This is a genomic window from Sagittula stellata E-37 (assembly GCF_039724765.1).
Lineage (GTDB): Bacteria > Pseudomonadota > Alphaproteobacteria > Rhodobacterales > Rhodobacteraceae > Sagittula > Sagittula stellata.
The window spans coordinates 821861-843772 of record NZ_CP155729.1 but is presented as its reverse complement, the minus strand read 5'-3'; the positions used below and the strand labels follow the sequence as shown (position 1 = coordinate 843772).

General features: G+C 64.5%; 32 protein-coding genes. 5 read left to right on the top strand and 27 right to left on the bottom strand.

The genetic code is table 11. The annotated features are described in order from the left end of the window. Position 1: 1 nt before the first annotated feature. Complete coding sequence (locus ABFK29_RS03920; protein ID WP_005854854.1) at positions 2 to 1312, top strand: replication-associated recombination protein A; 1311 nt, start codon at positions 2 to 4, stop codon at positions 1310 to 1312. 298 nt (positions 1313 to 1610) lie between these two features. Here ABFK29_RS03920 and ABFK29_RS03915 read toward each other — a convergent pair whose 3' ends face one another. The 14 genes from ABFK29_RS03915 to rpmC all read right to left on the bottom strand — a co-directional run bounded on the left by ABFK29_RS03915 (position 1611) and on the right by rpmC (position 8731). Continuing rightward, positions 1611 to 2816: a cytochrome P450 gene (locus ABFK29_RS03915; RefSeq protein WP_005854852.1), complete on the bottom strand. Its 1206-nt coding sequence runs from the start codon at positions 2814 to 2816 to the stop codon at positions 1611 to 1613. A gap of 84 nt (positions 2817 to 2900) precedes the next feature. Then, on the bottom strand, positions 2901 to 3692 hold the full coding sequence (locus ABFK29_RS03910; protein WP_005854850.1) for an MBL fold metallo-hydrolase: 792 nt from the start codon (positions 3690 to 3692) through the stop codon (positions 2901 to 2903). A 156-nt stretch (positions 3693 to 3848) separates the two neighbouring features. Continuing rightward, positions 3849 to 3974: a hypothetical protein gene (locus ABFK29_RS03905; protein ID WP_005854848.1), complete on the bottom strand. Its 126-nt coding sequence runs from the start codon at positions 3972 to 3974 to the stop codon at positions 3849 to 3851. Between the two features lie 241 nt (positions 3975 to 4215). After that, a complete protein-coding gene (gene rpmD / locus ABFK29_RS03900) occupies positions 4216 to 4404 on the bottom strand; it encodes a 50S ribosomal protein L30 (protein WP_005854847.1) in 189 nt (62 codons plus the stop codon). 3 nt (positions 4405 to 4407) lie between these two features. Beyond that, on the bottom strand, positions 4408 to 4986 hold the full coding sequence (gene rpsE / locus ABFK29_RS03895) for a 30S ribosomal protein S5 (RefSeq protein WP_005854846.1): 579 nt from the start codon (positions 4984 to 4986) through the stop codon (positions 4408 to 4410). Positions 4987 to 5201: 215 nt separating this feature from the next. Further along, the gene (gene rplR, locus ABFK29_RS03890) at positions 5202 to 5561 is read right to left on the bottom strand and encodes a 50S ribosomal protein L18 (RefSeq protein ID WP_005854844.1); all 360 of its coding nucleotides are present in this window, start codon (positions 5559 to 5561) and stop codon (positions 5202 to 5204) included. A gap of 11 nt (positions 5562 to 5572) precedes the next feature. After that, a complete protein-coding gene (gene rplF, locus ABFK29_RS03885) occupies positions 5573 to 6106 on the bottom strand; it encodes a 50S ribosomal protein L6 (RefSeq protein ID WP_005854842.1) in 534 nt (177 codons plus the stop codon). 12 nt (positions 6107 to 6118) lie between these two features. Then, on the bottom strand, positions 6119 to 6511 hold the full coding sequence (gene rpsH, locus ABFK29_RS03880) for a 30S ribosomal protein S8 (protein WP_005854841.1): 393 nt from the start codon (positions 6509 to 6511) through the stop codon (positions 6119 to 6121). A gap of 13 nt (positions 6512 to 6524) precedes the next feature. Further along, positions 6525 to 6830 (bottom strand): 30S ribosomal protein S14, encoded by a 306-nt coding sequence (rpsN, locus tag ABFK29_RS03875; RefSeq protein WP_005854839.1) that lies wholly within the window; start codon positions 6828 to 6830, stop codon positions 6525 to 6527. Between the two features lie 11 nt (positions 6831 to 6841). After that, complete coding sequence (rplE, locus tag ABFK29_RS03870; protein WP_005854837.1) at positions 6842 to 7423, bottom strand: 50S ribosomal protein L5; 582 nt, start codon at positions 7421 to 7423, stop codon at positions 6842 to 6844. Then, entirely contained in the window at positions 7416 to 7727 is a 312-nt protein-coding gene (gene rplX / locus ABFK29_RS03865) for a 50S ribosomal protein L24 (protein WP_005854835.1), read from the bottom strand. Before rplX ends, rplE begins: the two co-directional genes overlap by 8 nt. Position 7728: 1 nt before the next feature. Beyond that, positions 7729 to 8097, bottom strand: coding sequence for a 50S ribosomal protein L14 (gene rplN, locus ABFK29_RS03860; RefSeq protein WP_005854833.1), 369 nt, complete (start codon positions 8095 to 8097; stop codon positions 7729 to 7731). A 96-nt stretch (positions 8098 to 8193) separates the two neighbouring features. Next, entirely contained in the window at positions 8194 to 8517 is a 324-nt protein-coding gene (gene rpsQ / locus ABFK29_RS03855) for a 30S ribosomal protein S17 (RefSeq protein WP_005854827.1), read from the bottom strand. Positions 8518 to 8521: 4 nt separating this feature from the next. Further along, positions 8522 to 8731 (bottom strand): 50S ribosomal protein L29, encoded by a 210-nt coding sequence (gene rpmC / locus ABFK29_RS03850; RefSeq protein ID WP_005854825.1) that lies wholly within the window; start codon positions 8729 to 8731, stop codon positions 8522 to 8524. 314 nt (positions 8732 to 9045) lie between these two features. Here rpmC and ABFK29_RS03845 point away from each other — a divergent pair, with 314 nt between their 5' ends. After that, a complete protein-coding gene (locus tag ABFK29_RS03845) occupies positions 9046 to 9633 on the top strand; it encodes a hypothetical protein (RefSeq protein ID WP_005854823.1) in 588 nt (195 codons plus the stop codon). A gap of 129 nt (positions 9634 to 9762) precedes the next feature. Further along, entirely contained in the window at positions 9763 to 10023 is a 261-nt protein-coding gene (locus ABFK29_RS03840; protein ID WP_040604099.1) for a hypothetical protein, read from the top strand. Between the two features lie 15 nt (positions 10024 to 10038). On the opposite strand, the gene ABFK29_RS03835 is transcribed toward ABFK29_RS03840, so the two are convergent. The 3 genes from ABFK29_RS03835 to ABFK29_RS03825 all read right to left on the bottom strand — a co-directional run bounded on the left by ABFK29_RS03835 (position 10039) and on the right by ABFK29_RS03825 (position 11816). Then, a complete protein-coding gene (locus tag ABFK29_RS03835) occupies positions 10039 to 10512 on the bottom strand; it encodes an acyl-CoA thioesterase (RefSeq protein WP_040604098.1) in 474 nt (157 codons plus the stop codon). Positions 10513 to 10584: 72 nt separating this feature from the next. Then, positions 10585 to 11091: a hypothetical protein gene (locus ABFK29_RS03830; protein ID WP_040603994.1), complete on the bottom strand. Its 507-nt coding sequence runs from the start codon at positions 11089 to 11091 to the stop codon at positions 10585 to 10587. Between the two features lie 101 nt (positions 11092 to 11192). After that, on the bottom strand, positions 11193 to 11816 hold the full coding sequence (locus ABFK29_RS03825; protein WP_005854816.1) for a 2OG-Fe(II) oxygenase family protein: 624 nt from the start codon (positions 11814 to 11816) through the stop codon (positions 11193 to 11195). Positions 11817 to 11963: 147 nt separating this feature from the next. On the opposite strand from ABFK29_RS03825, the gene ABFK29_RS03820 reads away from it, so the two are divergent. Next, positions 11964 to 13160, top strand: a complete 1197-nt coding sequence (locus ABFK29_RS03820) for a calcium-binding protein (protein ID WP_005854814.1) — start codon at positions 11964 to 11966, stop codon at positions 13158 to 13160. A gap of 19 nt (positions 13161 to 13179) precedes the next feature. Here the strand turns inward: ABFK29_RS03820 and ABFK29_RS03815 are convergent, their stop codons facing one another. The 8 genes from ABFK29_RS03815 to ABFK29_RS03780 form a co-directional block, all read right to left on the bottom strand. Beyond that, complete coding sequence (locus ABFK29_RS03815; RefSeq protein WP_005854812.1) at positions 13180 to 13881, bottom strand: hypothetical protein; 702 nt, start codon at positions 13879 to 13881, stop codon at positions 13180 to 13182. Positions 13882 to 14099: 218 nt separating this feature from the next. Then, entirely contained in the window at positions 14100 to 14513 is a 414-nt protein-coding gene (gene rplP, locus ABFK29_RS03810; protein ID WP_005854810.1) for a 50S ribosomal protein L16, read from the bottom strand. A 2-nt stretch (positions 14514 to 14515) separates the two neighbouring features. Continuing rightward, positions 14516 to 15238 (bottom strand): 30S ribosomal protein S3, encoded by a 723-nt coding sequence (rpsC, locus tag ABFK29_RS03805; RefSeq protein ID WP_005854808.1) that lies wholly within the window; start codon positions 15236 to 15238, stop codon positions 14516 to 14518. Continuing rightward, positions 15238 to 15618, bottom strand: coding sequence for a 50S ribosomal protein L22 (rplV, locus tag ABFK29_RS03800; RefSeq protein WP_005854806.1), 381 nt, complete (start codon positions 15616 to 15618; stop codon positions 15238 to 15240). Before rplV ends, rpsC begins: the two co-directional genes overlap by 1 nt. A 3-nt stretch (positions 15619 to 15621) precedes the next feature. Then, positions 15622 to 15900, bottom strand: a complete 279-nt coding sequence (gene rpsS / locus ABFK29_RS03795; RefSeq protein WP_005854804.1) for a 30S ribosomal protein S19 — start codon at positions 15898 to 15900, stop codon at positions 15622 to 15624. A 3-nt stretch (positions 15901 to 15903) separates the two neighbouring features. After that, complete coding sequence (gene rplB / locus ABFK29_RS03790) at positions 15904 to 16746, bottom strand: 50S ribosomal protein L2 (RefSeq protein WP_005854802.1); 843 nt, start codon at positions 16744 to 16746, stop codon at positions 15904 to 15906. A gap of 552 nt (positions 16747 to 17298) precedes the next feature. Continuing rightward, the gene (locus ABFK29_RS03785; RefSeq protein ID WP_005854800.1) at positions 17299 to 18225 is read right to left on the bottom strand and encodes a tyrosine recombinase XerC; all 927 of its coding nucleotides are present in this window, start codon (positions 18223 to 18225) and stop codon (positions 17299 to 17301) included. An 89-nt stretch (positions 18226 to 18314) separates the two neighbouring features. Then, a complete protein-coding gene (locus ABFK29_RS03780; protein WP_005854798.1) occupies positions 18315 to 19022 on the bottom strand; it encodes a DUF484 family protein in 708 nt (235 codons plus the stop codon). Between the two features lie 189 nt (positions 19023 to 19211). Between ABFK29_RS03780 and ABFK29_RS03775 the strand changes: the two genes are divergently transcribed. Continuing rightward, positions 19212 to 19529 (top strand): antibiotic biosynthesis monooxygenase family protein, encoded by a 318-nt coding sequence (locus ABFK29_RS03775; RefSeq protein WP_005854796.1) that lies wholly within the window; start codon positions 19212 to 19214, stop codon positions 19527 to 19529. A 69-nt stretch (positions 19530 to 19598) separates the two neighbouring features. Here ABFK29_RS03775 and ABFK29_RS03770 read toward each other — a convergent pair whose 3' ends face one another. Together ABFK29_RS03770 and ABFK29_RS03765 are read right to left on the bottom strand one after the other, a co-directional pair. After that, positions 19599 to 20927 (bottom strand): MFS transporter, encoded by a 1329-nt coding sequence (locus tag ABFK29_RS03770; protein ID WP_005854794.1) that lies wholly within the window; start codon positions 20925 to 20927, stop codon positions 19599 to 19601. A 94-nt stretch (positions 20928 to 21021) separates the two neighbouring features. Beyond that, positions 21022 to 21711, bottom strand: coding sequence for a response regulator transcription factor (locus ABFK29_RS03765; RefSeq protein ID WP_040603993.1), 690 nt, complete (start codon positions 21709 to 21711; stop codon positions 21022 to 21024). Between the last annotated feature and the right edge of the window lie 201 nt (positions 21712 to 21912).

Genomic DNA, 21912 nt, shown 5'->3' with positions numbered 1-21912 from the left:
CGTGGCCGACCTCTTCGACAACACCCCCTCGCCCGCCGACAACACACCGCGCCCATTGGCCGACCGGCTGCGCCCGCAGACCCTGGCCGAGGTCATCGGGCAGGAACAGGTGCTCGGCCCGGAATCTCCCCTGGGGGTCATGCTGGCCGCCGGCAGCCTCGGGTCGATCGTCTTCTGGGGCCCGCCCGGCGTCGGCAAGACCACCATCGCGCGGCTTCTGGCCGACGCCACCGACCTGCACTTCGTCCAGATCAGCGCGATCTTCACCGGCGTGCCCGAGCTGCGCAAGGTCTTCGAAGCGGCCAAGCTCCGCCGCCAGCAGGGCCATGGCACACTCCTGTTCGTCGACGAGATCCACCGCTTCAACAAGGCGCAGCAGGACGGCTTCCTGCCCCACATGGAGGACGGAACGATCCTCCTCGTCGGCGCCACCACCGAGAACCCCTCCTTCGAGCTGAATCGCGCTCTTCTCAGCCGATCGCAGGTGCTGGTGCTCGAACGCCTCTCCGTGGACGACCTCGAAAAGCTGGCCACCCGCGCCGAAACCATGCTGGACCGCAAGCTGCCGCTGGACGAAGGCGCGCGCCACGCACTGATCGACATGGCCGACGGCGACGGCCGCGCGCTCCTGAACCTCATCGAACAGGTGATGTCGTGGAAGATCGCCACGCCGCTCGGCACCGACGGGCTGAAGACCCGGCTGATGAAACGCGCGGCGCAATACGACAAGTCCGGCGACGGGCACTACAACCTGATCTCTGCGCTGCACAAGTCGGTGCGCGGCAGCGACCCGGACGCGGCCCTCTACTGGTTCGCGCGGATGCTGGACGCTGGCGAAGACCCCCGCTTCCTTGCCCGCCGCATCACCCGCATGGCAGTCGAGGACATCGGCCTCGCCGACCCGCAGGCCCAGGCCGTCTGCCTCGACAGCTGGAACACCTACGAACGCCTGGGCTCGCCCGAGGGCGAACTCGCCCTCGCGCAGGCGCTGATCTACCTTGCCCTCGCGCCCAAGTCGAACGCCGCCTACGTGGCCTACAAGGCGGCGCGGCGGGCGGCGAAGGACACCGGCTCCCTGATGCCGCCCAAGCACATCCTGAACGCCCCCACACGGCTGATGAAGGACCAGGGCTACGGCACCGGCTATGCCTACGACCACGACGCGGAGGACGGCTTCTCCGGGCAGGACTACTTCCCCGAGGACATGGGCCGCACCCGGTTCTACGACCCTGTGGACCGTGGCTTCGAACGCGACATGCGCAAGCGCGTCGACTACTTCGCACGGCTGCGCAAACAGCGCACCACCGACTGACACCAGGGGGCGGCCTCGTCCAACCCTCCTCCTCGGCCCGCACCCGGCCCCCAAACATGCACCCTCCAAACCGAAGCCACCCATCGCCAAGCGGCCTTCCCAAACCGCCGCGCCCGGGATCGGCTTGCCCGACCAACCCACGCGGAACGCGGCCACCTGCCGACGCCGCACCAACGCCCCTCCTTCATCTTGGCGAAAAATACCTCGGGGGGCTCCGAAGGAGCGGGGGCAGCGCCCCCTCGCCGCACCCCATCCGCGACCAACACACCTTCCCCCGGGGCAGCGCGCAACCTGCGTCTCAGCGCACGCTGACCGGCAGCGTGGCCCATCCCCGGAACCGTGCCAGCGGGACGCGCCGGCGCTCTCCGTTCAGGGCGAGCCGTGGAAACCGCGCCACGAACCGCCCGACGGCAATGCGCCCTTCGACCCGCGCGAGGGTCGCGCCCAGACAGACGTGAATGCCGGTGATAAACGCGATCTGGCGATTCGGCCGCCGGGTGATGTCGAGCACGTCGGGATTGGAAAAGACCTCCGGATCGCGGTTGGCACCGGCGATGGAGGTGTGGATGTACGTGCCCTTCGGCAGCAAGCCGGCCGACAGGGCGATGTCTTCTCCGGCCAGCCGGTTGCCGATCTGCAGGGGGCTTTCCACGCGCAGGAACTCCTCCACGGCGGTGGCGATCAGCCCCGGATCGTCCAGAAGCATGCGGTGCTGATAGGGGAAATCCAGCAGCAGCCCGATGGCATTGCCCACCAGGCTGGTGGTCGTCTCGTGCCCCGCGTTCAGCAGGAAGATGCAGTTCTGGATCAGTTCCTCGCGTGTCAGCCGCCGCCCGTCGTGTTCCCCGAAGATCAGGCTTTGCAGCACCTCGCCCTGCCGTGCCGCATCCGGATGGCGGCGCCGATGGTCGATCAGATCGCCCAGGATCGCGCCGAACTCGGCGACTGCCCTGTTGCCCTCTTCCAGCTTGTCCGGCGGAACGACCGGATCCAGAGCGCCCAGGATGGCCAGGGAATAGCCGCGCAGACGGGCCCGGTGTTCTTCGGGAATGCCCAACATGAACGAGATGATCTCGGTCGGCAGGACCTTTGCGAAGTCGTCGATCAGGTCGAAGCGGCCCATCTCCTCCACCCGGTCCAGAAGGCGGTCGACGATGTTTTCGGTCAGCGGTTCGAACTCCGCCAGCTTGCGCGGCGTGAAGGCACCCGACAACAGCTTGCGGACCACCGTGTGATAGGGCGGGTCGTTGAACACGAGGCTGGAGGTATGATGGGTGTTCAGCGGGCAGACGCCGAACTTCTCGTCGAAGGTCTCGGCCTTGTCCGATGACATGGTTCGGGACTGGTACACCTTCAGCACGTCGTCGTAGCGGGTCAGGTAGACCGAGCCGTCGGGGTTGCGGTGCAGCGGCGCCTTTTGGCGCAAGGCAGCCAACATCGGATGCGGATTCTCGATGAAGTCAGACCCAATGGCGTTCAGGTCAAAGCCGGTCGTATCGAGCATTCCAGGTCCTCCCCGCTCCAGAGTGCGGGAAGGACGATTCGCCTGCAAGGGGGCGCGAGATGACAAGCGCCCGTGTGGCTTGCCTCAGCCCAGCTCGCCGGGCTTGTACCACTCCGCCATCTTCACCTCCGTCGCGTCGCCGACCATCTCGGCAAAGGCTTCCGGGTCCTGTGTGCCGCCCTCGCGACCGCGATAGTGATAGGGGTAGACCACGGCGGGCATGAAGGCCTTGACCGCCTCGGCGGCCTGCTCGGCGGTCTGCGTGAAGGGCAGGTTCATGCACATGAAGCACAGGTCGATGTCGGTCAGCGCTTCCATCTCGGGCGTGGGTTCCGTGTCGCCGGAGATGTAGATGCGGAAGTCGCCCATCGTCAGCACATAGCCGTTGTCACGCCCCTCGGGATGGAAGTTCATCCGGTCCTCGGTCACGTTGTGCGCGGGGATCGCGTCGATTGTCAGCTCGCCGAAGGTTTTCGAATCGCCGTTGGCCATGGCCTCGGCGCTCGGCTTGATGTCTTCGTTCAGCATGTCGTAGACGGCCGGATTGGTGTAGACCGCCACCGGCTTGTCCGTGGGTTTGATGGCAGAGAGCGTCTCGGCGTTGTAGTGGTCGCCGTGCTCGTGGGTGATCAGGATCAGGTCCGGGGCGGGCAGGCCCTCGTATTCCGATGCTTCGCCCACCGGATCGACATAGATCACGCCCACCGGGGTCTCCAGCACGATGGAGGCGTGGTGGACGGGGTGCACGGTCACGGAGCCCATGTCCGTCTCGAACATGTCACCCATGTGCGCCTCGGCGCGGGCGGCGAAGGGCAGAACCATGATGGTCCCGGTCGCGGCGGCGGAATGCAGAAAAGTCCGTCGGTTGATGGTCATCGAAACGCTCCCTGATTTATTTGGTGACGCAAGGGTAGCGCCTGACCTGTTGCCGGCAACCTGAACTCTGCGTGAGGACGGGGCCCGCATCGAAAACGAAAATCGCCGCCCCTTGCGGGACGGCGATTTGGCGGACCTTTTCAGCCGTGCGGGCGATCAGCCGCGCAGGCCACCCTGGGCGCGCAGGTATTCTGTCCAGCTCGGAACCGGCTTGTGGTTCGCAACGCTTCTCAGCCGTTCGACGACAAACCCTTTCGCGATGCTGCGGAAGATGGGGGTCATTTGGTGTCTCCAGTATGCGACGTTATTGTCTGAGAGGCAGATAGAGGCGCCGAGGGCCGGTTACAAAGCTCGTTTCGACAATGCCGCAATGCAGAAAACGCATAAGTTTTGTGCAGAATATTAATTTCAAAATCAATCGTTTGAACGGTCTTTTCTGCCAACACCGACAGGGCCGGCAGCAACGAAAAACGCCCGCCGGCAGGACCGGCGGGCGTTTCTGTTCATTCTCCGGAAGGACGGCTTAGCCGCGCTCTTCGATGATCTCGACGAGGTGCGGGATCTTGCGGATCATACCGCGGATGGAGGGGGTGTCCTCCAGTTCGCGGGTCTTGTGCATCTTGTTCAGGCCCAGGCCGATGAGCGTCTTGCGCTGAACTTCCGGGCGGCGGATCGGGGAACCGATCTGCTTGACGACGATGGTCTTTGCCATGGGTTACGCCTCCTCAGCGACCTGGCTCGAATCCTGCGGCGCTTCATCGCGCTTGGGCAGAATGTCGGCCACTTTCTTGCCACGACGCTGCGCAACGTTGCGCGGCGACTGCTCCTTCGAGAGGCCCTCGAGGGTGGCGCGGATCATGTTGTAGGGGTTCTGCGACCCGGTCGACTTGGCGACCACGTCGTGCACGCCCAGCATCTCGAACACGGCGCGCATCGGACCACCGGCGATGATCCCCGTACCTTGCGGTGCGGTGCGCATCACGACACGGCCCGCGCCGTGACGGCCGGTGATGTCGTGGTGCAGCGTGCGGCCTTCCTTCAGCGGCACGCGCATCATCTTGCGCTTCGCCTGCTCGGTGGCCTTGCGGATGGCCTCGGGGACCTCCTTCGCCTTGCCCTTGCCGAAGCCGACGCGGCCCTTCTGGTCGCCCACGACCACGAGTGCGGCAAAGCCGAAGCGCTTGCCCCCCTTGACGGTCTTGGACACACGGTTGATCGCGACGAGGCGATCTGCGAATTCCGGGGTTTCGTCGCGGTCGCGACGGTTGCCCCGGCGGTTATCACGTTCTGCCATCTGGCATTCCTTCCTTGTGGTGCCCAAGAGCACCCGTTTGGCCAATCCAGGTGGTGCGCGGACGCGGACCCCGGATCATCGAGGCGGTGGCCCGCCTGCAAAAGAGGGTGCCCCGAAGGCGCACCCTACCTTCTGTCGCCTTTTCGCGGATACGTCGCCAGACGCCCCCGCGGCGGGACGGTGAGCAGGGCGGAGAAACTCCGCCCCGCCACGCATCAGATCTTCAGACCGCCTTCACGCGCGGCGTCGGCCAGGGCCTTCACCTTGCCGTGGAAGAGGAAGCCGCCACGATCGAAGTAGGCTTCTTCCACACCGGCCGCCTTGGCACGCTCGGCAATCGCCGCGCCGACCTTTGCGGCCGCCTCGACGTTGTTCTTGCCGACCACGCCCAGCCTCGGCTCCAGCGAGGAGGCGGAGGCAAGGGTCTTGCCGGCCACATCGTCGATGAGCTGAGCCGAGATGTTCTTGTTCGACCGGTACACCGACAGGCGCAGGCGCCCGGCGTTGACCTTGCGAAGTTTGTTCCGGACGCGCAAACGGCGCTTGAGGAACAGTTGACGTTTCGTATTTGCCATCGTTCCCGTCCTTACTTCTTCTTGCCTTCTTTCATGAAGATGTACTCGCCCTTGTAGCGGATACCCTTCCCCTTGTACGGCTCCGGCCGGCGCCAGTCGCGGATGTTTGCCGCTACCTGGCCCACCTGCTGCGCGTCGTGACCTTCGATGATGATCTCGGTCGGCTTCGGGCAGGTGATGGTGATGCCATCAGGGATCGCGAAGTCCACGTCGTGCGAGTAGCCGAGGTTCAGCCGCAGGTTGTTGCCCTGCAGCGCCGCCCGGTAACCCACACCCTGGATCTCCAGCTCTTTCTTGAAGGTGTTCTGCACGCCGTGCACCAGATTGGCGACGACGGTGCGGGACATCCCCCACTGCTGGCGCGCGCGCTTGGACGACCCGCGCGGGGTCACCTTCACGGCGCTGTCCTCGACGACGATGGTCACGTCGTCGGTGGCAGTGAAGCTCTGGGTCCCTTTCGGGCCCTTCACTTCGATGGTCTGGCCGGAGACCTTGGCCTCGACGCCCGAAGGCAGCTCGACCGGTTTCTTACCAATACGAGACATGTGAAAGCCTCCTTAGAAAACGGTGCAGAGCACTTCGCCGCCAACGTTGGCCGCGCGTGCGTTTGCGTCCGACATCACACCCTTGGGGGTGGAGACAATCGACACGCCCAGGCCCTGACGGACCTGCGGAATGTCATTGACACCCATGTAGACGCGACGACCGGGTTTGGAGACCCGCTTCACTTCGCGAATGACGGGGGTGCCGTCGAAGTACTTCAGGCTGATCTCGAACGCGGGGTGACCGCGCTCGTCCGTGCTCTTTTCGTAGCCGCGGATGTAGCCTTCGTCAGCCAGCACGTCCAGAACCCAGCCGCGCAGCTTGGATGCGGGGGTCGAGGTCGTCGACTTGCCGCGGGACTGCGCGTTGCGGATACGGGTGAGCATATCGCCGATAGGATCGTTCATATCATACCCTCCCTTACCAGCTGGATTTCACGATGCCGGGCAGCTTGCCGTTCGAACCCAGTTCGCGCAGCATGATCCGGGAGATCTTCAGCTTGCGGTAGTAGGCATGCGGACGGCCAGTCAGCTGGCAGCGGTTGTGCAGACGGGAGGGCGCAGAGTTGCGCGGCAGCTTAGCAAGCTCCAGGCGCGCCTTGAAACGCTCTTCCATCGGTTTCGATTCGTCGTTGGCGGCTTCCTTGAGCGCGGCCCGCTTGGCGGCATACTTCTCCACCAGACGCTGGCGCTTCTTCTCGCGCTCGACCATGGATTTCTTGGCCATGTCTTTTCCCCTTACGCCTTGGTGAACGGCATGTTGAATGCGGCCAGCAGCGCTTTCGCCTGCTCGTCCGCGGTATGATCGCCGTAGTCGATGGCGGTGGTGGTGATGATGATGTCCATCCCCCACACTTCGTCGACCTTGTCGAACTCGATCTCCGGGAACACGATGTGCTCCTTCAGGCCGGTGGCAAAGTTGCCGCGGCCGTCGAAGGACGCCTTCACGCCCCGGAAGTCGCGGATGCGGGGCATCGCGACGGTGATCAGGCGATCCAGGAATTCGTACATGCGCACGTCACGAAGGGTCACCTTCGCGCCGATGATCATGCCTTCACGCAGACGGAACGGTGCGTGCGACTTCTTCGCCTTGGTGCCGACGGCCTGCTGGCCGGCGATCTTGGTGAGATCCTCGACGGCCGACTTGGCCTTCTTGGAGTCACGCACGGCTTCGGCGCCACACCCGATGTTGATCACGATCTTGTCCAGACGCGGGATCTGCATGTCGTTGGTGTAGCCGAATTGCTCCTTGAGCGCCGCCTTGATCGTGTCCTTGTACTGGACCTTCAGACGCGGGGTGTAGTTTGCGGTATCAAGCATCGATCACGTCCCCCGTGGTCTTGGCGTAACGGACCTTCTTGTCGCCTTCCATGCGGAAGCCGACGCGGGTCGGTTTGCCGTTGGCATCGACGATCGCCAGGTTCGACAGGTCGATCGGCAGCGCCTTCGGGACGCGGCCACCCTGCGAGGTCTGGCTCTGGCGGGTGTGACGGATGGCCATGTTCAGACCTTCCACGACAGCCTTGCCGGATTTGGGGTCAACGGACTGGATCTCTCCGGTCTTGCCCTTGTCCTTGCCGGCGAGGACGACGACCTTGTCGCCTTTCTTCAGCTTGGCAGCCATCTTACAGCACCTCCGGGGCGAGCGAGATGATCTTCATGAAGTTCTTGGCACGCAGCTCGCGCACGACCGGCCCGAAGATACGGGTGCCGACCGGCTCACCTGAGTTGTTCAGGATGACGGCGGCGTTGCGGTCGAAGCGGATCGAGGTGCCGTCTTCACGGCGGACTTCCTTTGCGGTGCGCACGACGACGGCCTTGCGGACGTCACCTTTCTTCACGCGACCACGCGGAATGGCCTCCTTCACCGACACCACGATGATGTCGCCGACAGAGGCATAGCGGCGGTGGGAACCGCCCAGAACCTTGATGCACTGAACTTTCCGGGCTCCGGAGTTGTCAGCGACATCCAGATTGGTCTGCATCTGGATCATGGATTATCTCCCGACGTCCCGGGCCGCTCTGCAGAGAACATTGACCCGGGGGTTTCGAATTGTATCGGGGCCGCGTTGACGGCCCCGGACGTGCCCTTAGTGGGCGGCTTCTGCTTCGTGCGCGGCTTCTTCGAGCTTCTGAGCCTCGGCGGCGGCTTCCGCGCGCTGCTTGTTGTGCTCTTCCAGCATCGTTTCCGTCATGACTTCCCAACGCTTCGTCTTCGACTTCGGCGCGCACTCACGGATGAGGACGGACTCGCCGACGTTGAACTGTTCGTTCTCGTCATGTGCACGGTACTTCTTGGACTTCTTGATCGTCTTCTGAAGCACGGGGTGTTTGAAGCGACGCACGACCTGGACGGTCACGGTCTGCTTGTTGGCCGTGGAGGTGACGGTGCCTTGCAGGATACGCTTGGGCATTTCGTTATGCCTCCACAGATGCGGCCGCAGCGGCCTTTTCGTTCAGGATGGTCTTGATGCGAGCAACCTCGCGGCGCACCTGACGGATGCGGGCGGGGTTGGACACTTCACCGGTGGCCATCTGGAAGCGAAGGTTGAACGCTTCTTTCTTCAATTGGACAAGCTGGTCCCGGAGCTGGTCCGGTGTCTTGTCACGGAGTTCCTGGGCGCTCATTGCACCTCTCCTTTTCAATCAACATCACTGGTAGGCCCCTGCCTGCGTTGCCGCGCAGGGTCACCCTGATTCCAGTGGAGTCCGTGGATGAGCGGCCCCTATACGCGCGAAACCCCAACATGGCAAGGGCTTTGCGCACAGGTCTTGTGGGCCGGTGAGAAACCGCCTCGGTCGTATCGCCTTGCTCCGGGTCGACACGACCCGCGGTCCCGTTCTAGGCATCCCTCTTGCGTCAAAATACTTGCGTCAAGATACGTTCCGCAGCAAGATTCTTTGGTATTCCTCAAACGCGTCGCCGAGCCCGGGCTGCACTCATGAAACTTCATGACTTCAATTTCGAAGGTCAGAATGGCGAAAGCTATCAAGTCGAGTTCGCCCTCGACCATCTCGCAGCATTGCAAAGGAATGCCGCGCGGGTAACCTGTTTGGGCATCTATAAGGAAAACCCGACAGCCGATCCTGTCGAAATCACCTTCACGATGGAAATCGTGCAGATGGACGGAGGTCAGGACGAAACACTCGATTTTTTCGTTGAAGACCGGCTCATCGCGTCTATTCCGCTGAACGACCACGACCGGATCGAACGCTTTCTCGAAGCGGAGCAGGAACAGACCTCTCCGTTTGATAAGGACCCTTGGGAGATCCTCACGGAAGGCATGGACGCCGAAGCCGTGCTCGACACGGTGGACGGTATTCCTTTGGGAGACCCTATGGCCTGCCTGATCAAGGCTGGCATTGTCTCAACCGCAGCCCAGTTTCTCACCTGCCGCAAAACTCTGGATCTGTCGCTCGGCCTCGCGAAGAAGACACGCGCTCTCCTCACCTGTCTTGGCCAGAATATCACGACGATCGCAATCAAGACGACACTTCGAACCCTGCGCTGCGTCGCCATGTTGGGTTGATCCATCCTGACCGGCGCTGGAAAGCACGACGGCGTCGTGCCGACGATTTCCCACAGCGTGAGATGATACCCCATCCCGCACAAATGAATAATGCTACGCAGCAACCGCGAGTCGTGTTATGCTGCGGAAATGCGCTATGCCCTTGCTCTCTTGTTGAGCCTGCCCGGCCTCGCCCTCGCGGACGAGACACCCACGGATTGCGCCTGCATAAATCGCGACGGCTCGGAAACGCCGCTGGGGCAGATCGCCTGCCTCTCGGTCGGCGGCGAAACCTTCCTCGCCCGCTGTGCCATGTCCCAGAACGTACTCACCTGGCGGCGCGTACAGGACGGCTGCCTCAGTTCCCAAGCCCGGCCCATCTCGGTTCCGGACACGCTGCCCCGAAGCTGACAGCGCCCGTTTACGTCAGCCTTCTGCCGCCTTCGCCATCTCCTCCTCGAACTGCCGGCGCAGGTGCTTGCGTGCCACTGCCGCCTTTTGCCGCCGCTCTTCCACCTTATCCAGGACCTTCAGGTCCGGCACTTCCGCCGGGCGGCCATCGTCGTCCACCGCGACCATGGTGAAATAGCACGAGTTCGTGTGGCGGCTGCGGCCGGACCGGATGTCCTGCGCCTCCACCCGGATGCCGATCTCCATCGAGGTGCGCCCGGCCTGGTTCACGCTGGCCCGGAAGGTCACCAGTTCACCGACGTTGATCGGCTCCTTGAAGACCACCTGGTCGACCGACAGCGTGACGGCGTATCGCTGGGAAAACCGCGACGCGCAGGAAAAGGCCACACGGTCCAAGAGATTCAGAAGAGCCCCGCCGTGCACCTTCCCGCTGAAATTCGCCATGTCCGGCGTCATCAGCACCGTCATCTCCAGCTTGCGCGAATCCATGCCATAGTCCCCGTTTGCCATCACTGGTTTCCGGCTTAGCCCATAGCGGTTGGGCCGCAAAGCGGTTCCACCTCAGCGCAGAAGCTGCAGCGCGATGCTGGTCGAAGTATAGCTCACCTGCGCAGAGAATGACGTCATGTAGGCCGAGTAACCGCTCGCCGCCTCGGTGTCCGTCCCTTCCGAGGGGGCGTCCGGTGGCGGTGCGGCAACCGTCACGGCCTCTTCGGGTGCGTCGGTCGTCACGCCCGGCTCCGCCGTCGCGGCCCCCACGGTTGCGTCCGCCTCCGTTGTTTCCGGCCCGGGTCCCGCCGCCCCGGACGCCCCGGCCACGGCAACGCCCGAAAAGCTCAAGGACAGGCTGACAAAGGCCGCCTCCACCACCGCCGACGCCCCTCCGCCCGTGCGCAGGGCGTTGCGCTCATGGGCAAGCCGCGAAGCGGCCTGGCCCTGGCTCTCTCCATCCAGCCGTTCCGCTTTCGCGCGATGACCGATGGACTGCGACGCGCCGCCGCGCGCGCCCTCCGCCGGACGATGGTGATGAGACCCCTGCGGGGGCGGCATTGCCGATGTTGCCTGCATGTCTTTCCCTTTCCGTTCGCCCGGAAAGGGTGCGCCACGGCCGTAAACACCGCACCAACGCGCCCCCGCGAAATCGCTTCAATCCAAGTGAACCGCGCGCTTCAGTCGCCCCACTTGTAGTTGAAGCTGACCGATATCCGCTCGTCCTCCTCGGCCATGTTCATCGGCACCTCATGGCGCAGCCAGCTTTCCCACAGCACGATGTCGCCCACCGCAGGTTGCACATAGATGAAGGGCTTCAACGTCTCGCGCGCGTCCTTCCGGCGGGCCGGCGCGGCCATCATCATCTGCAGGCGCGGGTCCTCCAGCTTCAGCGCGCTCGCGCCCTCGGGCATCGCCACATAGGTCGTCCCCGAAATCACCGAGTGCGGGTGGATGTGGCTCGAATGCGTGCCGCCCGGGGGCAGGATGTTGATCCAGATGTCCTCCAGAACGATCTCCTTGTCGCCAAGGTCGAAGTCCAGATCCGCGACAAAGGCCGCGACATGCTTGTCGATCACCTTCACGAGGTCCGCGAAGATCGGAAAGCGCCACGGCAGGTCGGTCAGCGAGGCATAGGAGGTGTAGCCGGGATAGCCCTGCGTCTCGCACCAGTCCTGACCGGCCTCGTCGTCCTCGGCGATGGAGTAGCAGGACGCCTCCAGCTCTGCCGCATCGACCTCTCCGTGTTCGGACAGGGCGGCGCGGTACAGGGGGGTCGTGAACAGGGGAGTGATTGTCGCCATCTTGGCCTCCGTCTTCGCTGCGTGGGGTGGCGCGGTCCGGTCAGAAGGCCGGCATTGGCCGGACGTGCACACAACTTTAAGCTAATGGATGTTACCCCGAAACAGATGGGGGATTCGCTTCGCCGCATGTCTATAGAGAGGGTTCAGATGTCGCCACTCATTCTACTCGGCCTTGTCGGTTTCGGCCTCTTTGCCGTCGCGGTCAACCAGGACAATTACACCAGCTCGGACGACGACGATGGCTCCGGCGAAGGAGATGACACCGCCGCGGAGGATACGGACACCGGCGGCAGCTTCGATTTCGACACGGGCGACGATACCGGCGGCGGCACCCCCACCGATGAAGAAGACCCGGGCGAAGAGGATCCGGGCGACGTGACCGCGGGCGGTATGCTGACCGGCACCGATGGCCCCGACACCATCAGCCTTGACGGCCCGGCGGGCCCCGGGCTGGACATATCGACAGGCGCGGGCGACGACCTGATCGACCTCTACGATGGCACGACCGATCCGGTGGAACTTGAAGCGCAGCTTCTCGACGGCGCGCGCGTGTCCGGCGGGGATGGGAACGACCTGATCGACGCCCACACGATCGACTCGACCCTGACCGGCGATGCCGGCAACGACACGATATCCGGGCGGCATGACGGCGCCTCCATCGACGCAGGCACGGGCGACGATCTGGTCTCCATCGCCTCATCCGAGGGAAGCGCCGGGTCCGACATCCAGGGCGGCGACGGGGCGGACACGATCTCTGCCCTGATGGACGGCGGCCGGGTCGACGGCGGTGCGGGCAACGATCTGCTTTTCGCCAACCCGTCGGCCACCTCGCCGACCGAAGTCGATGGCGGCGACGGCAGCGACCAAATCGTCATCAACGCCGTCACCCCACCGATCCAGCAGTGGGAGGCAGGCGTCCAGGTCACGGGCGGAGACGGCGCGGACATCTTCGACCTCATCGTCGCACCGGGCGGGATCGATCTCTCCGATACGCCACCTGCGTCGGTCTCGACACTCGCGGACGGCACGGTGCAGGTGGATATCGGCACGATCACGGATTTCTCGGCGGGCGAAGACCTGCTGCTGATCGACGGAACGACAAACGCCAACCAATTCACCCTCGCCGCCATCGAGCTGGAGGAAACGGCGCCCTCCGGCGCTGCCCCCCTCTCCACCGTCGTCCGTCTTGTCTACGAGATAGACTCCACCGATGTGGCCAATCGCGACGTCATCCTGACGTTGAGCGGCGCAAGCGGCCTGACGGCGGACGATGTGATCGTCACGGGCGCGGGCACCTCACCCGTTCCGCTGAATTTCCTGAGCCGGGGGGCGGCAGCCGCCTGACCGCCTTTCCCCAAGTGCCTTAGGTCAGCCGACTGGTCCGCCGCAGCGACGCCAGCACACCGTTGTCGACCGCCTCGCGGTGGATCGCGCCGATCTGGGCCGGGATCTCCGGCAGGTTCAGCAGGCGCGCGATGGCAAAGCGATGCCCCGCCCCGCCCGACCGCAGCAGCGTTCCGTCGCGCGCGATATGCAGCAGGATGCCGCCGTGCTCTCTGCGGAAGTTCTCGGGCAGCTCTTCGCGGTTGAGGAAACGCCCCTCTGCCAGTGTCCGGGCCTTGAGAAGGTCGATGCCGGCAAAGCGCCGCCGCAAATCCGCGACCGAAGCACAGCCATCCGGCTTCTTTCCTTCGCCGATCTGGCGCAGAAGCCTTTGATACATTGGCGTCTCTTCCCAGTCCGCGCCTTCGAAGAACCGCATCCGGCAGCTTTGCATGCGGATCGTTTCGCCGATTTCGCCGCGGTTCTGATCCCAGTTGCCACCGACGACGCGCGCGCTGTCCTGTCGCCTCAGCCGCAGCCGGTTCCCGCCCGTGTATTCAAAGCGTACGTTCGCAGGGTCCACGTAGATCGCGGAATCCGAAAGCGGCACCACATCGCCGAACCTGGCACGGTTGATCATGTCCCGCAGGGCCTTGTGCGGGACATGCGCCTCAACGGCTTTGATCCAACGGGTCGGGTGCCAGTAATAGACCGGACTGCGGCGGTAAGCGTAGCTCGACATGGAAGAAAGGGAACCTCAGACAAGACACAACGGGTAAGACAGGAACGTCATGAGATTGAATTAAAACTGTTACATTCGAACGCAACGAGGCCGACGCTACGTCAACCTCTACGTGTGGGCACGAAACGGCGCAAAAATGTCTCCCTGCTCACGAAAAAACCCCGCCGGGTCCCGGCGGGGTTTCAAAGATTTCAACCGCGAGAGCGGAAGGACCGGGCTTACCAGTCCTCGCGAACCACGACGCGGGTCTTGATCGGCAGCTTCATCGCGGCGAGACGAAGCGCCTCGCGGGCGATGTCCTCAGCGACGCCGTCGATCTCGAACATCACGCGACCGGGCTTCACCTTGCAGACCCAACGGTCGACAGAGCCTTTACCCTTACCCATACGAACTTCGATGGGCTTCGCGGTCACCGGGGTGTCCGGGAAGATGCGGATCCAGACGCGGCCCTGACGCTTCATGTGACGCGTCATGGCACGGCGGGCTGCTTCGATCTGGCGTGCGGTGACACGCTCCGGCTCGGTGGCCTTCAGACCGTAGTGACCGAAGTTCAGGTCGGAACCGCCCTTCGCCTCACCCTTGATCCGGCCTTTGAAGGCCTTCCGGAATTTAGTGCGTTTCGGCTGAAGCATGATTACCTCCGGTCGTCACGACGACCGCCGCCTGCACCGCGAGGTGCCGGGCCGTCCTGGATTTCCTGGCTCTTCCGGTCACGGGCCTGGGGATCATGTTCCATGATCTCGCCCTTGAAGATCCAGACCTTGATACCGATGATGCCGTAAGGCGTGGTCGCCTCGATGTTGGCATAATCGATGTCGGCGCGCAGCGTGTGCAGCGGCACGCGGCCTTCGCGGTACCATTCGGTCCGTGCGATTTCCGCGCCACCCAGACGGCCTGCGACGTTCACCCGGATACCCAGGGCGCCCATGCGCATGGCGTTCTGCACGGCCCGCTTCATCGCGCGGCGGAAGGAAACCCGGCGCTCGAGCTGCTGGGCGATGGATTCGCCGACCAGCGTTGCGTCCAGTTCCGGCTTGCGCACTTCAACGATGTTGAGGTGCAGCTCGGAGTCGGTCATGTTGGCAATCTTCTTGCGAAGAACCTCGATGTCCGCACCCTTCTTGCCGATGATCACGCCCGGACGCGCGGTGTGAATGGTCACACGGCACTTCTTGTGGGGGCGTTCGATGATCACGCGGGCGATACCGGCCTGCTTGCATTCCGTGTGGATGAAGTCGCGAATGCGCAGATCTTCCAGCAGCAGATCGCCGTAATCCTTGGTGTCCGCGTACCAACGCGAATCCCAGGTCCGGTTGATCTGGAGGCGCATCCCGATCGGATTGGTCTTGTTACCCATTAGGCTTGCTCCTCAACCTGACGCACCTTGATGGTGATCTCCGAGAACGGCTTGTTGATGCGGCCAAAGCGGCCACGGGCACGCGGACGACCGCGCTTCATCACAAGGTTCTTGCCCACATAGGCCTCGGCGACGACCAGTTCGTCGACGTCCAGACCGTGGTTGTTCTCGGCGTTGGCGATGGCGGACTGAAGGCACTTCTTCACGTCCTGCGAGATCCGCTTCTTGGAGAAGGTCAGGTCCGTAAGGGCCTTCTCGACCTTCTTGCCGCGAATAAGCGCCGCGACGAGGTTCAGCTTCTGCGGCGAGGTGCGCAGCATGCGCAGTTTCGCCATCGCTTCGTTGTCCGCCACGCGGCGGGGATTCTTATCCTTGCCCATGGCTTACTTCCTCTTGGCTTTCTTGTCCGCCGCGTGACCGTAGTAGGTGCGGGTCGGAGCGTATTCACCGAACTTCTGGCCGATCATGTCCTCGGTCACGTTGACCGGGATGTGCTTGTGGCCGTTGTACACACCAAAGGTGAGACCAACGAAGTGCGGCAGGATGGTGGAGCGGCGCGACCAGATCTTGATGACCTCGTTCTTGCCGGATTCCTTCGATTTCTCGGCCTTCTTCAGGACGTAAGCGTCGACGAAGGGGCCTTTCCAAACAGAGCGTGCCATATATCAGCGACCCTTCTTCTTGGCGTGGCGCGAGCGGATGATAAGCTTTTGCGACGCCTTGTTCGTGTTGCGGGTCTTCTTGCCCTTGGTCGGCTTGCCCCACGGCGTCACCGGGTGACGACCGCCGGAAGTCCGGCCTTCACCACCGCCGTGCGGGTGGTCGATCGGGTTCATCACGACACCGCGGACGGAAGGACGGATGCCCTTGTGGCGCATACGGCCCGCTTTACCGTAGTTCTGGTTCGAGTTGTCGGGGTTCGACACCGCACCGACGGTCGCCATGCACTCCTGACGGACCATGCGCAGTTCGCCCGAGGACAGGCGGATCTGTGCGTAGCCACCGTCGCGGCCGACGAACTGGGCGTAGGTGCCCGCGGCGCGTGCGATCTGGCCGCCCTTGCCGGGCTTCAGCTCGATGTTGTGGACGATCGTCCCGATCGGCATGCCCGAGAACGGCATGCAGTTGCCCGGCTTGATGTCGGCCTTGGCGGAGGAAACCACCTTGTCGCCGATGCCGAGGCGCTGGGGCGCGAGGATGTAGGCTTGTTCACCATCATCATACTGGACCAGTGCGATGAATGCGGTGCGGTTCGGGTCGTATTCAATGCGAACGACGATGCCGTTCACGTCGAACTTGTTCCGCTTGAAATCGACGATCCGGTAGAGACGCTTTGCGCCACCGCCACGACGGCGGGAGGTGATACGTCCGGTGTTGTTCCGGCCGCCCGACTTCGTCAGACCCTCGGTGAGGGCCTTGACGGGGCGTCCTTTGTACAGCTCCGAACGGTCGATCAGCACCAGCCCGCGCTGGCCCGGCGTCGTCGGCTTGTACGACTTGAGTGCCATGCTTTCTGTCTTCCGTTAGCTAGCAGCCGGTTGCCCGGCTTATGTAATAGCCCCCCGAAGGTGGCCAGAGGTATAGGCCCCCGAAGGTGCCCGATTCGCTGTCCGCACCGCGCAAAAGCGAAGCCCCGGACGAATCCGGGGCCGTTGCGGATGGCGGTCTCTAGCAAAGCGACCGTGAAGTGTCCACCCTCAAGAACGCCTTGGGTCGCATCTTGTACGGCATCTCGCCGGGCCGGCCATATGCGCATGACCTCGGGGGTCCGAAGACAGTCGCGCGCCGCCCGCGATGCGCCATGCGTTTGGCGGCTTCACGCATCTGGCCTCGAACCGACATAGCGCCAAGGCCCCGGATCGCCCGGTCGACGACGGCTCAATACTCTGAAAAAGCCCTGCTGCGCCCCGCGGACAAGAGGGCTCCCGACCGACATCCCCGCAGGTCCTGTGGCGGCATCGGCATGACGTCGGGGTCAGATTTGCGGGACAAAGCCGACCTTCAACCGAACGGCAGCTTCCCGCGCAGCACAAATTCAGCGATGGGAGTCTTCAGGCGTTTCAGCCCGCCTTTGGATGGCAGGCGTCGTAGATCTTCATCAGGTGGACCTGATCGACGGCGGTATAGGCCTGCGTGGTCGACAGGCTGGCGTGGCCCAGCAGTTCCTGGATCGCACGCAGGTCGCCGCCCGCATGCAGCAGGTGCGTGGCAAAGCTGTGGCGCATGGCGTGCGGCGTGGCCGTCGCGGGCAGGCCAAGCTGCATCCGGGCCTGCTCGGTAACCTTGGCGATCAGACGCGGGTTCAGAGGGCCCCCGCGCGCGCCCCGGAACAGCGCCACATCGCGTTCCGGCGGAAAGGGGCAGAGGCTGAGGTAGGTTTCGACCGCGCGGCGGGCGACCGGCAGGACCGGGACGACGCGCTCCTTGTTGCCCTTGCCCACGATACGCAAACTGTCGGTCAGCGGAAGGTGGCGCCCGGTCAGAGAAAGCGCCTCGGAAATCCGCAGGCCACAGCCATAGAGCAGCGTCACCACGGCGGCGTCGCGGGCGCCCTGCCAGCTTGTCGTGGACTGGATCTCTACCGTGTCGATCATGGCCCGGGCGGCCTCTTCCGACAGCGGACGGGGCAGCTTCTTCTGGAATTTCGGCGCGCGAGTGGCAAGCACGGCGGTGGGTTCGAACCCCTCGCGGTCGGCGAGCCAGCGGTAGAACGTCTTTACCGCCGACAGCTTGCGCGCCATGGAGCGGGGGCCGATCTCGGTGCGCCGGAGGTGGGCCATCCACGCACGCATGTCCGAGGTCGTGACGCGGGCGAGCGGGGCAAGCCCCTGCGGTTCGGCGTGGTGCTGGGTGAGGAAGGCGATGAAGTCGATCACATCGGCCCGGTAGGCGGTGATCGTGTTGTCGGAAGCCTCGCGCAACGCCTTCGCATGGTCCAGCCAGTCGGCAAGAGCTGTGCGGGCGGCGGGTGAAATGTCGAGCGTCATGGCGCTGCCTTTCGCGTCTGTCCCCCGGGATGCTGTGGTCAGGCTGGCAGCGCCTGTGGTGTGGCGGGCGGTGTGCGCCCGCTTTGCGGTCAGTTCAGCCAGCGCCGCATGGAACGTTCGAAGACGCCCGCGAAGAAGGCGAGCAGATCGGTGCCCTGCTGCGGCGTGAACTGGTGCGGATCCTCGGAGCCCATGACCAGGAGGCCAGGCAGACGGCCGGGTCCGAAGTCGAGCTTCAGGCAGGCCTCCGACCGGATGAACTCTGCCCGTGTGCCATAGACCCGTCCGTCGCCGTGGCTGATCTGACGAAGGGTGACGGGGCGGATCGGCGCCTCGCGGCCCGAGGCGATGAAATCCTCGACAAAGCCGGGTTCGGCGACCGACAGCACATCGCCCAGTCGACGGATCGCCGGTTCGCGGTCGTTCTGCTTGCTTTCCAGCACCAGCTTGATGACGTCGACACGCAGGATCTGCGCGACCTCGCCGCCGAGGTCCTTCAGGAAGGGTTCGAATTCGAGCGGGTCGAGCATCCGCAGGATCGCGCGGTGAATCTGGTTGGTGCCGGCGAGGTTCTCGTAGGCGGCGGCGATGACCGAACGGTGGGTGTCCTCAAGCCGGTCGAGCCGGGCCTCCAGCCGTTCCATGGCAATCCCGCGCAGGTCGACGATGTTGCCGCCCATGGCCCGTTCGTTCGCTGCAATCAGGGCGTGCATGAGATCCTTGTCGTCGAGGATCATGTCGGGCCGCGAAATGATCGTCTCGCGGAGCGACTCCTCGATTCGTGCAATGCTGCTCATGCTGTGCCTGTCCCGTGATGCTGCCCGTGGCACGTTTGCCGTGCCGGTTGTCTTGGATTGGGTGTTTAGTGTCCCAGGGCCACTGCGGATGTCAAGATTTTAAGGGTTAATCCGGGGTGTTGGCCGGGCAACGGGACACTTGGGACACGGCACATGCTGTGCAAAGCTGCAGTCAGGAGGACCACACCCATGCCCCAGATCAACGAGACTACCGACCGCCAGACGGTCATCACCACCTTCGAAACGAGCCCCGGCAACTGCGAGGACCTGCTGGATGCGCTGAAGGAGGCCTATGCCGGCTTCATCTCGAAGCAGCCGGGGTTCGTCGCGGCGGCGCTGCACGTCAACGATGCGCAGACGCGGATCGCCAACTATTCGCAGTGGCGGCACCGGGAGGACTTTCTCAAGATGCTCCGGTCGGAGGAGATGCGGGCGCACAACAAGCGGTTCAACACGCTGTGCCGCAGCTTCGAACCGGTGCTGTACGAGGTGGCGGCGACATTCTGACGCCAGCCTTTGCGGACCGGGCCTGCCTTGCGGAGACATGTCCGCTCAGCCGTGTGACGACAGCTCCGTTCAGCCGTGTGACGGCCAGGCGCGATGTTCGTCGTCGATGACGAAGACGTGGCGGTGACGCGCGCCTCCGTGGGCTTTCAGGTGCGGATGGTCGGGCGGCAGGTCCGGGTGGTCGTGCGCCAGTTCGGACGGGTCGCCAGCGGGCCAGACCCGACTGCCCGCCAGCACTCCGACAGTCGCCAGCCCGCCCAGCAGCAGGAGAGCAGCCGTCATGCCGAAGGCGTTCCCGCCCCATCCGGCCATCGGGTAGGTCAACAACCAGCAGGCGTGCGACAGCGCGAATTGCGCGGCAAAGAGCGCGGGCCGGTCCTGCGATCTGGAAGATCGCCGCAAGAGCCGCCCCGACGGCGTCAGGATCGCCGAGTAGAGCACCCCGTTCAGCGCCCAGAGCCCGAGCAGGGCGGCCCATGGCACGGCACCGCCGGTCAGCCGCCACAGGCCGTGGCCAAGCGTCACCGCCGCCAGAAGCGAGGCGGCGGTCATCATCACCGAGCGGTCGGCGAGCGTGTCGAGCAGGCGCGGCAGGGCCAGCGCGATCAGCATCGAGCCCGCTCCGAAGGCCGCGAGGGCATAGGCGACGTCGGCCTCCGTCCCGCCATAGGCCGCACGGACGATGACCACGGTGTTGACGATGACGAACGCGCCGCCCGACGCCGCCGCGAGGTTCAGCGCCAATAGGCCGCGAAGCCGGGGCGTGGCGAGGTAGATGCGCACGCCCCGGGTCAGCCGGTCGGCAAAGCTGCGGCGCGTGGCCTTCCTCCGCGCGGGCAGCGGCGTGACACCGACAAGCAGCGCGGAGGCGGCGAACCCCACGACGGTGCCCGCAAAAAGGCCGTGGTAGCTCATGACCAGCAGCAGAAGGCCCGCAATGGTCGGGCTGACGAGGTTTTCGAGGTCGTACGCCAGCCGGGACAGCGACAGGGCGCGGGTATAGGCGGCTTCGTCCGGCAGGATGTCCGGGATCAGCGCCTGGAAGGCCGGGGTGAAGGTGGCGGAGGCGGCCTGCAGCACGAAGATCAGCACGTAGACCTGCCAGACCGCGTCGATGAAGGGCAGCGCCAGCGCCACGGCGGCGCGCAGAAGGTCGGCGCCGATCAGCACGGCCTTGCGGGGCAGGCGTTCGGCGGCGGCGTTGGCCAGCGGGGCAAGCCCCACGTAGGCGATCATCTTGATGGCAAGCGCGGTGCCCAGCACGGCACCCGCACGGTCTCCGGCCAGGTCGTAGGCCAGGAGGCCAAGGGCGACGGTCATCAGCCCGGTGCCCAGCAGGGCGATCACCTGCGCGGCGAAGAGGCGGCTGTAGACGGGATGGGCAAGGACGGTCAGCATGTCCGGACCCTAGCACATGGCCGGGTCCGGAGAAGGGAAACTGCGCGCCTTCGGTGCCGTTTCGTGCCGCCATGCGCGCACGGTCGCGCCCGCGTCAGGCCGCGATCGGGGTAGAGAGGTCGGCGGCGGCGAAGCGGAACCCGGCCCCGCGCACGGTTTCGATGTCCACCGCCCCGTCCGCCGCGGCAAGGCAGGCGCGCAGGTTGCAGACGTAGACGTCGAAGACGCGGGCGTCCGGTTCGTTCTCCAGCCCGTAGATGTGGGACAGGAGCTCCGAACGGGTCACAAGCTGGCCGGGCCGCAACGCGAGGTATTCGAGCAGTTCGTACAGCTTCGGCGACAGCTTGATCGGACAGGCCAGCATGTAGGCCTTGCGGGTCAGAAGGTCGATGCGCAGCGGTCCGTGCACGATCTGCGGACGGCCCAGCCCGCGCGCCCGGCGGGCGACGGCCTGCAGGATGACGACGTTCTCTTCGGCCGGACGGGCCGAATCGAGCACGCAATCGACGCCGCTGTCGAGCATCGTGGCGATCTGCTGCGATGTGGGTTTCGCCGTAACGAGGGCAATAGGCATGTCCGGCGCGGCCTGGCGGACCGCAGAGAGCGACAGGCCACGCGGCCCGAACTGGTCGGCGGCGACGATCAGCAGGTCCGCTTCGCCATGGCGCATGAAGTGGGGGATGTCCTCGATCCGGTCGGTGCGCGTCATCAGCGTTCCGTTCGCGGCAAGCTCGGCTGCGAGGGTCATCAGGGTCCAGTCGGTTTCGGCAATCAGGTAACGCATCGTTTCCTCACTCTGGTCGGGAGCGTGTCCGCTGCCGGGTGGCCCGGAGCGGGCCACGCACATGGCAGTTGACGCGCGCAGGGGTGGGCCGTTTCGGCTGCCTTGCGCGGAAGGAGGTACGTTCTGTCACCTGCCAAGAAGGTTAAGCGACCAATGTGTGCGCATTGTGGCCGGTTTTCGGCACCGTCGCGGCATGACCTG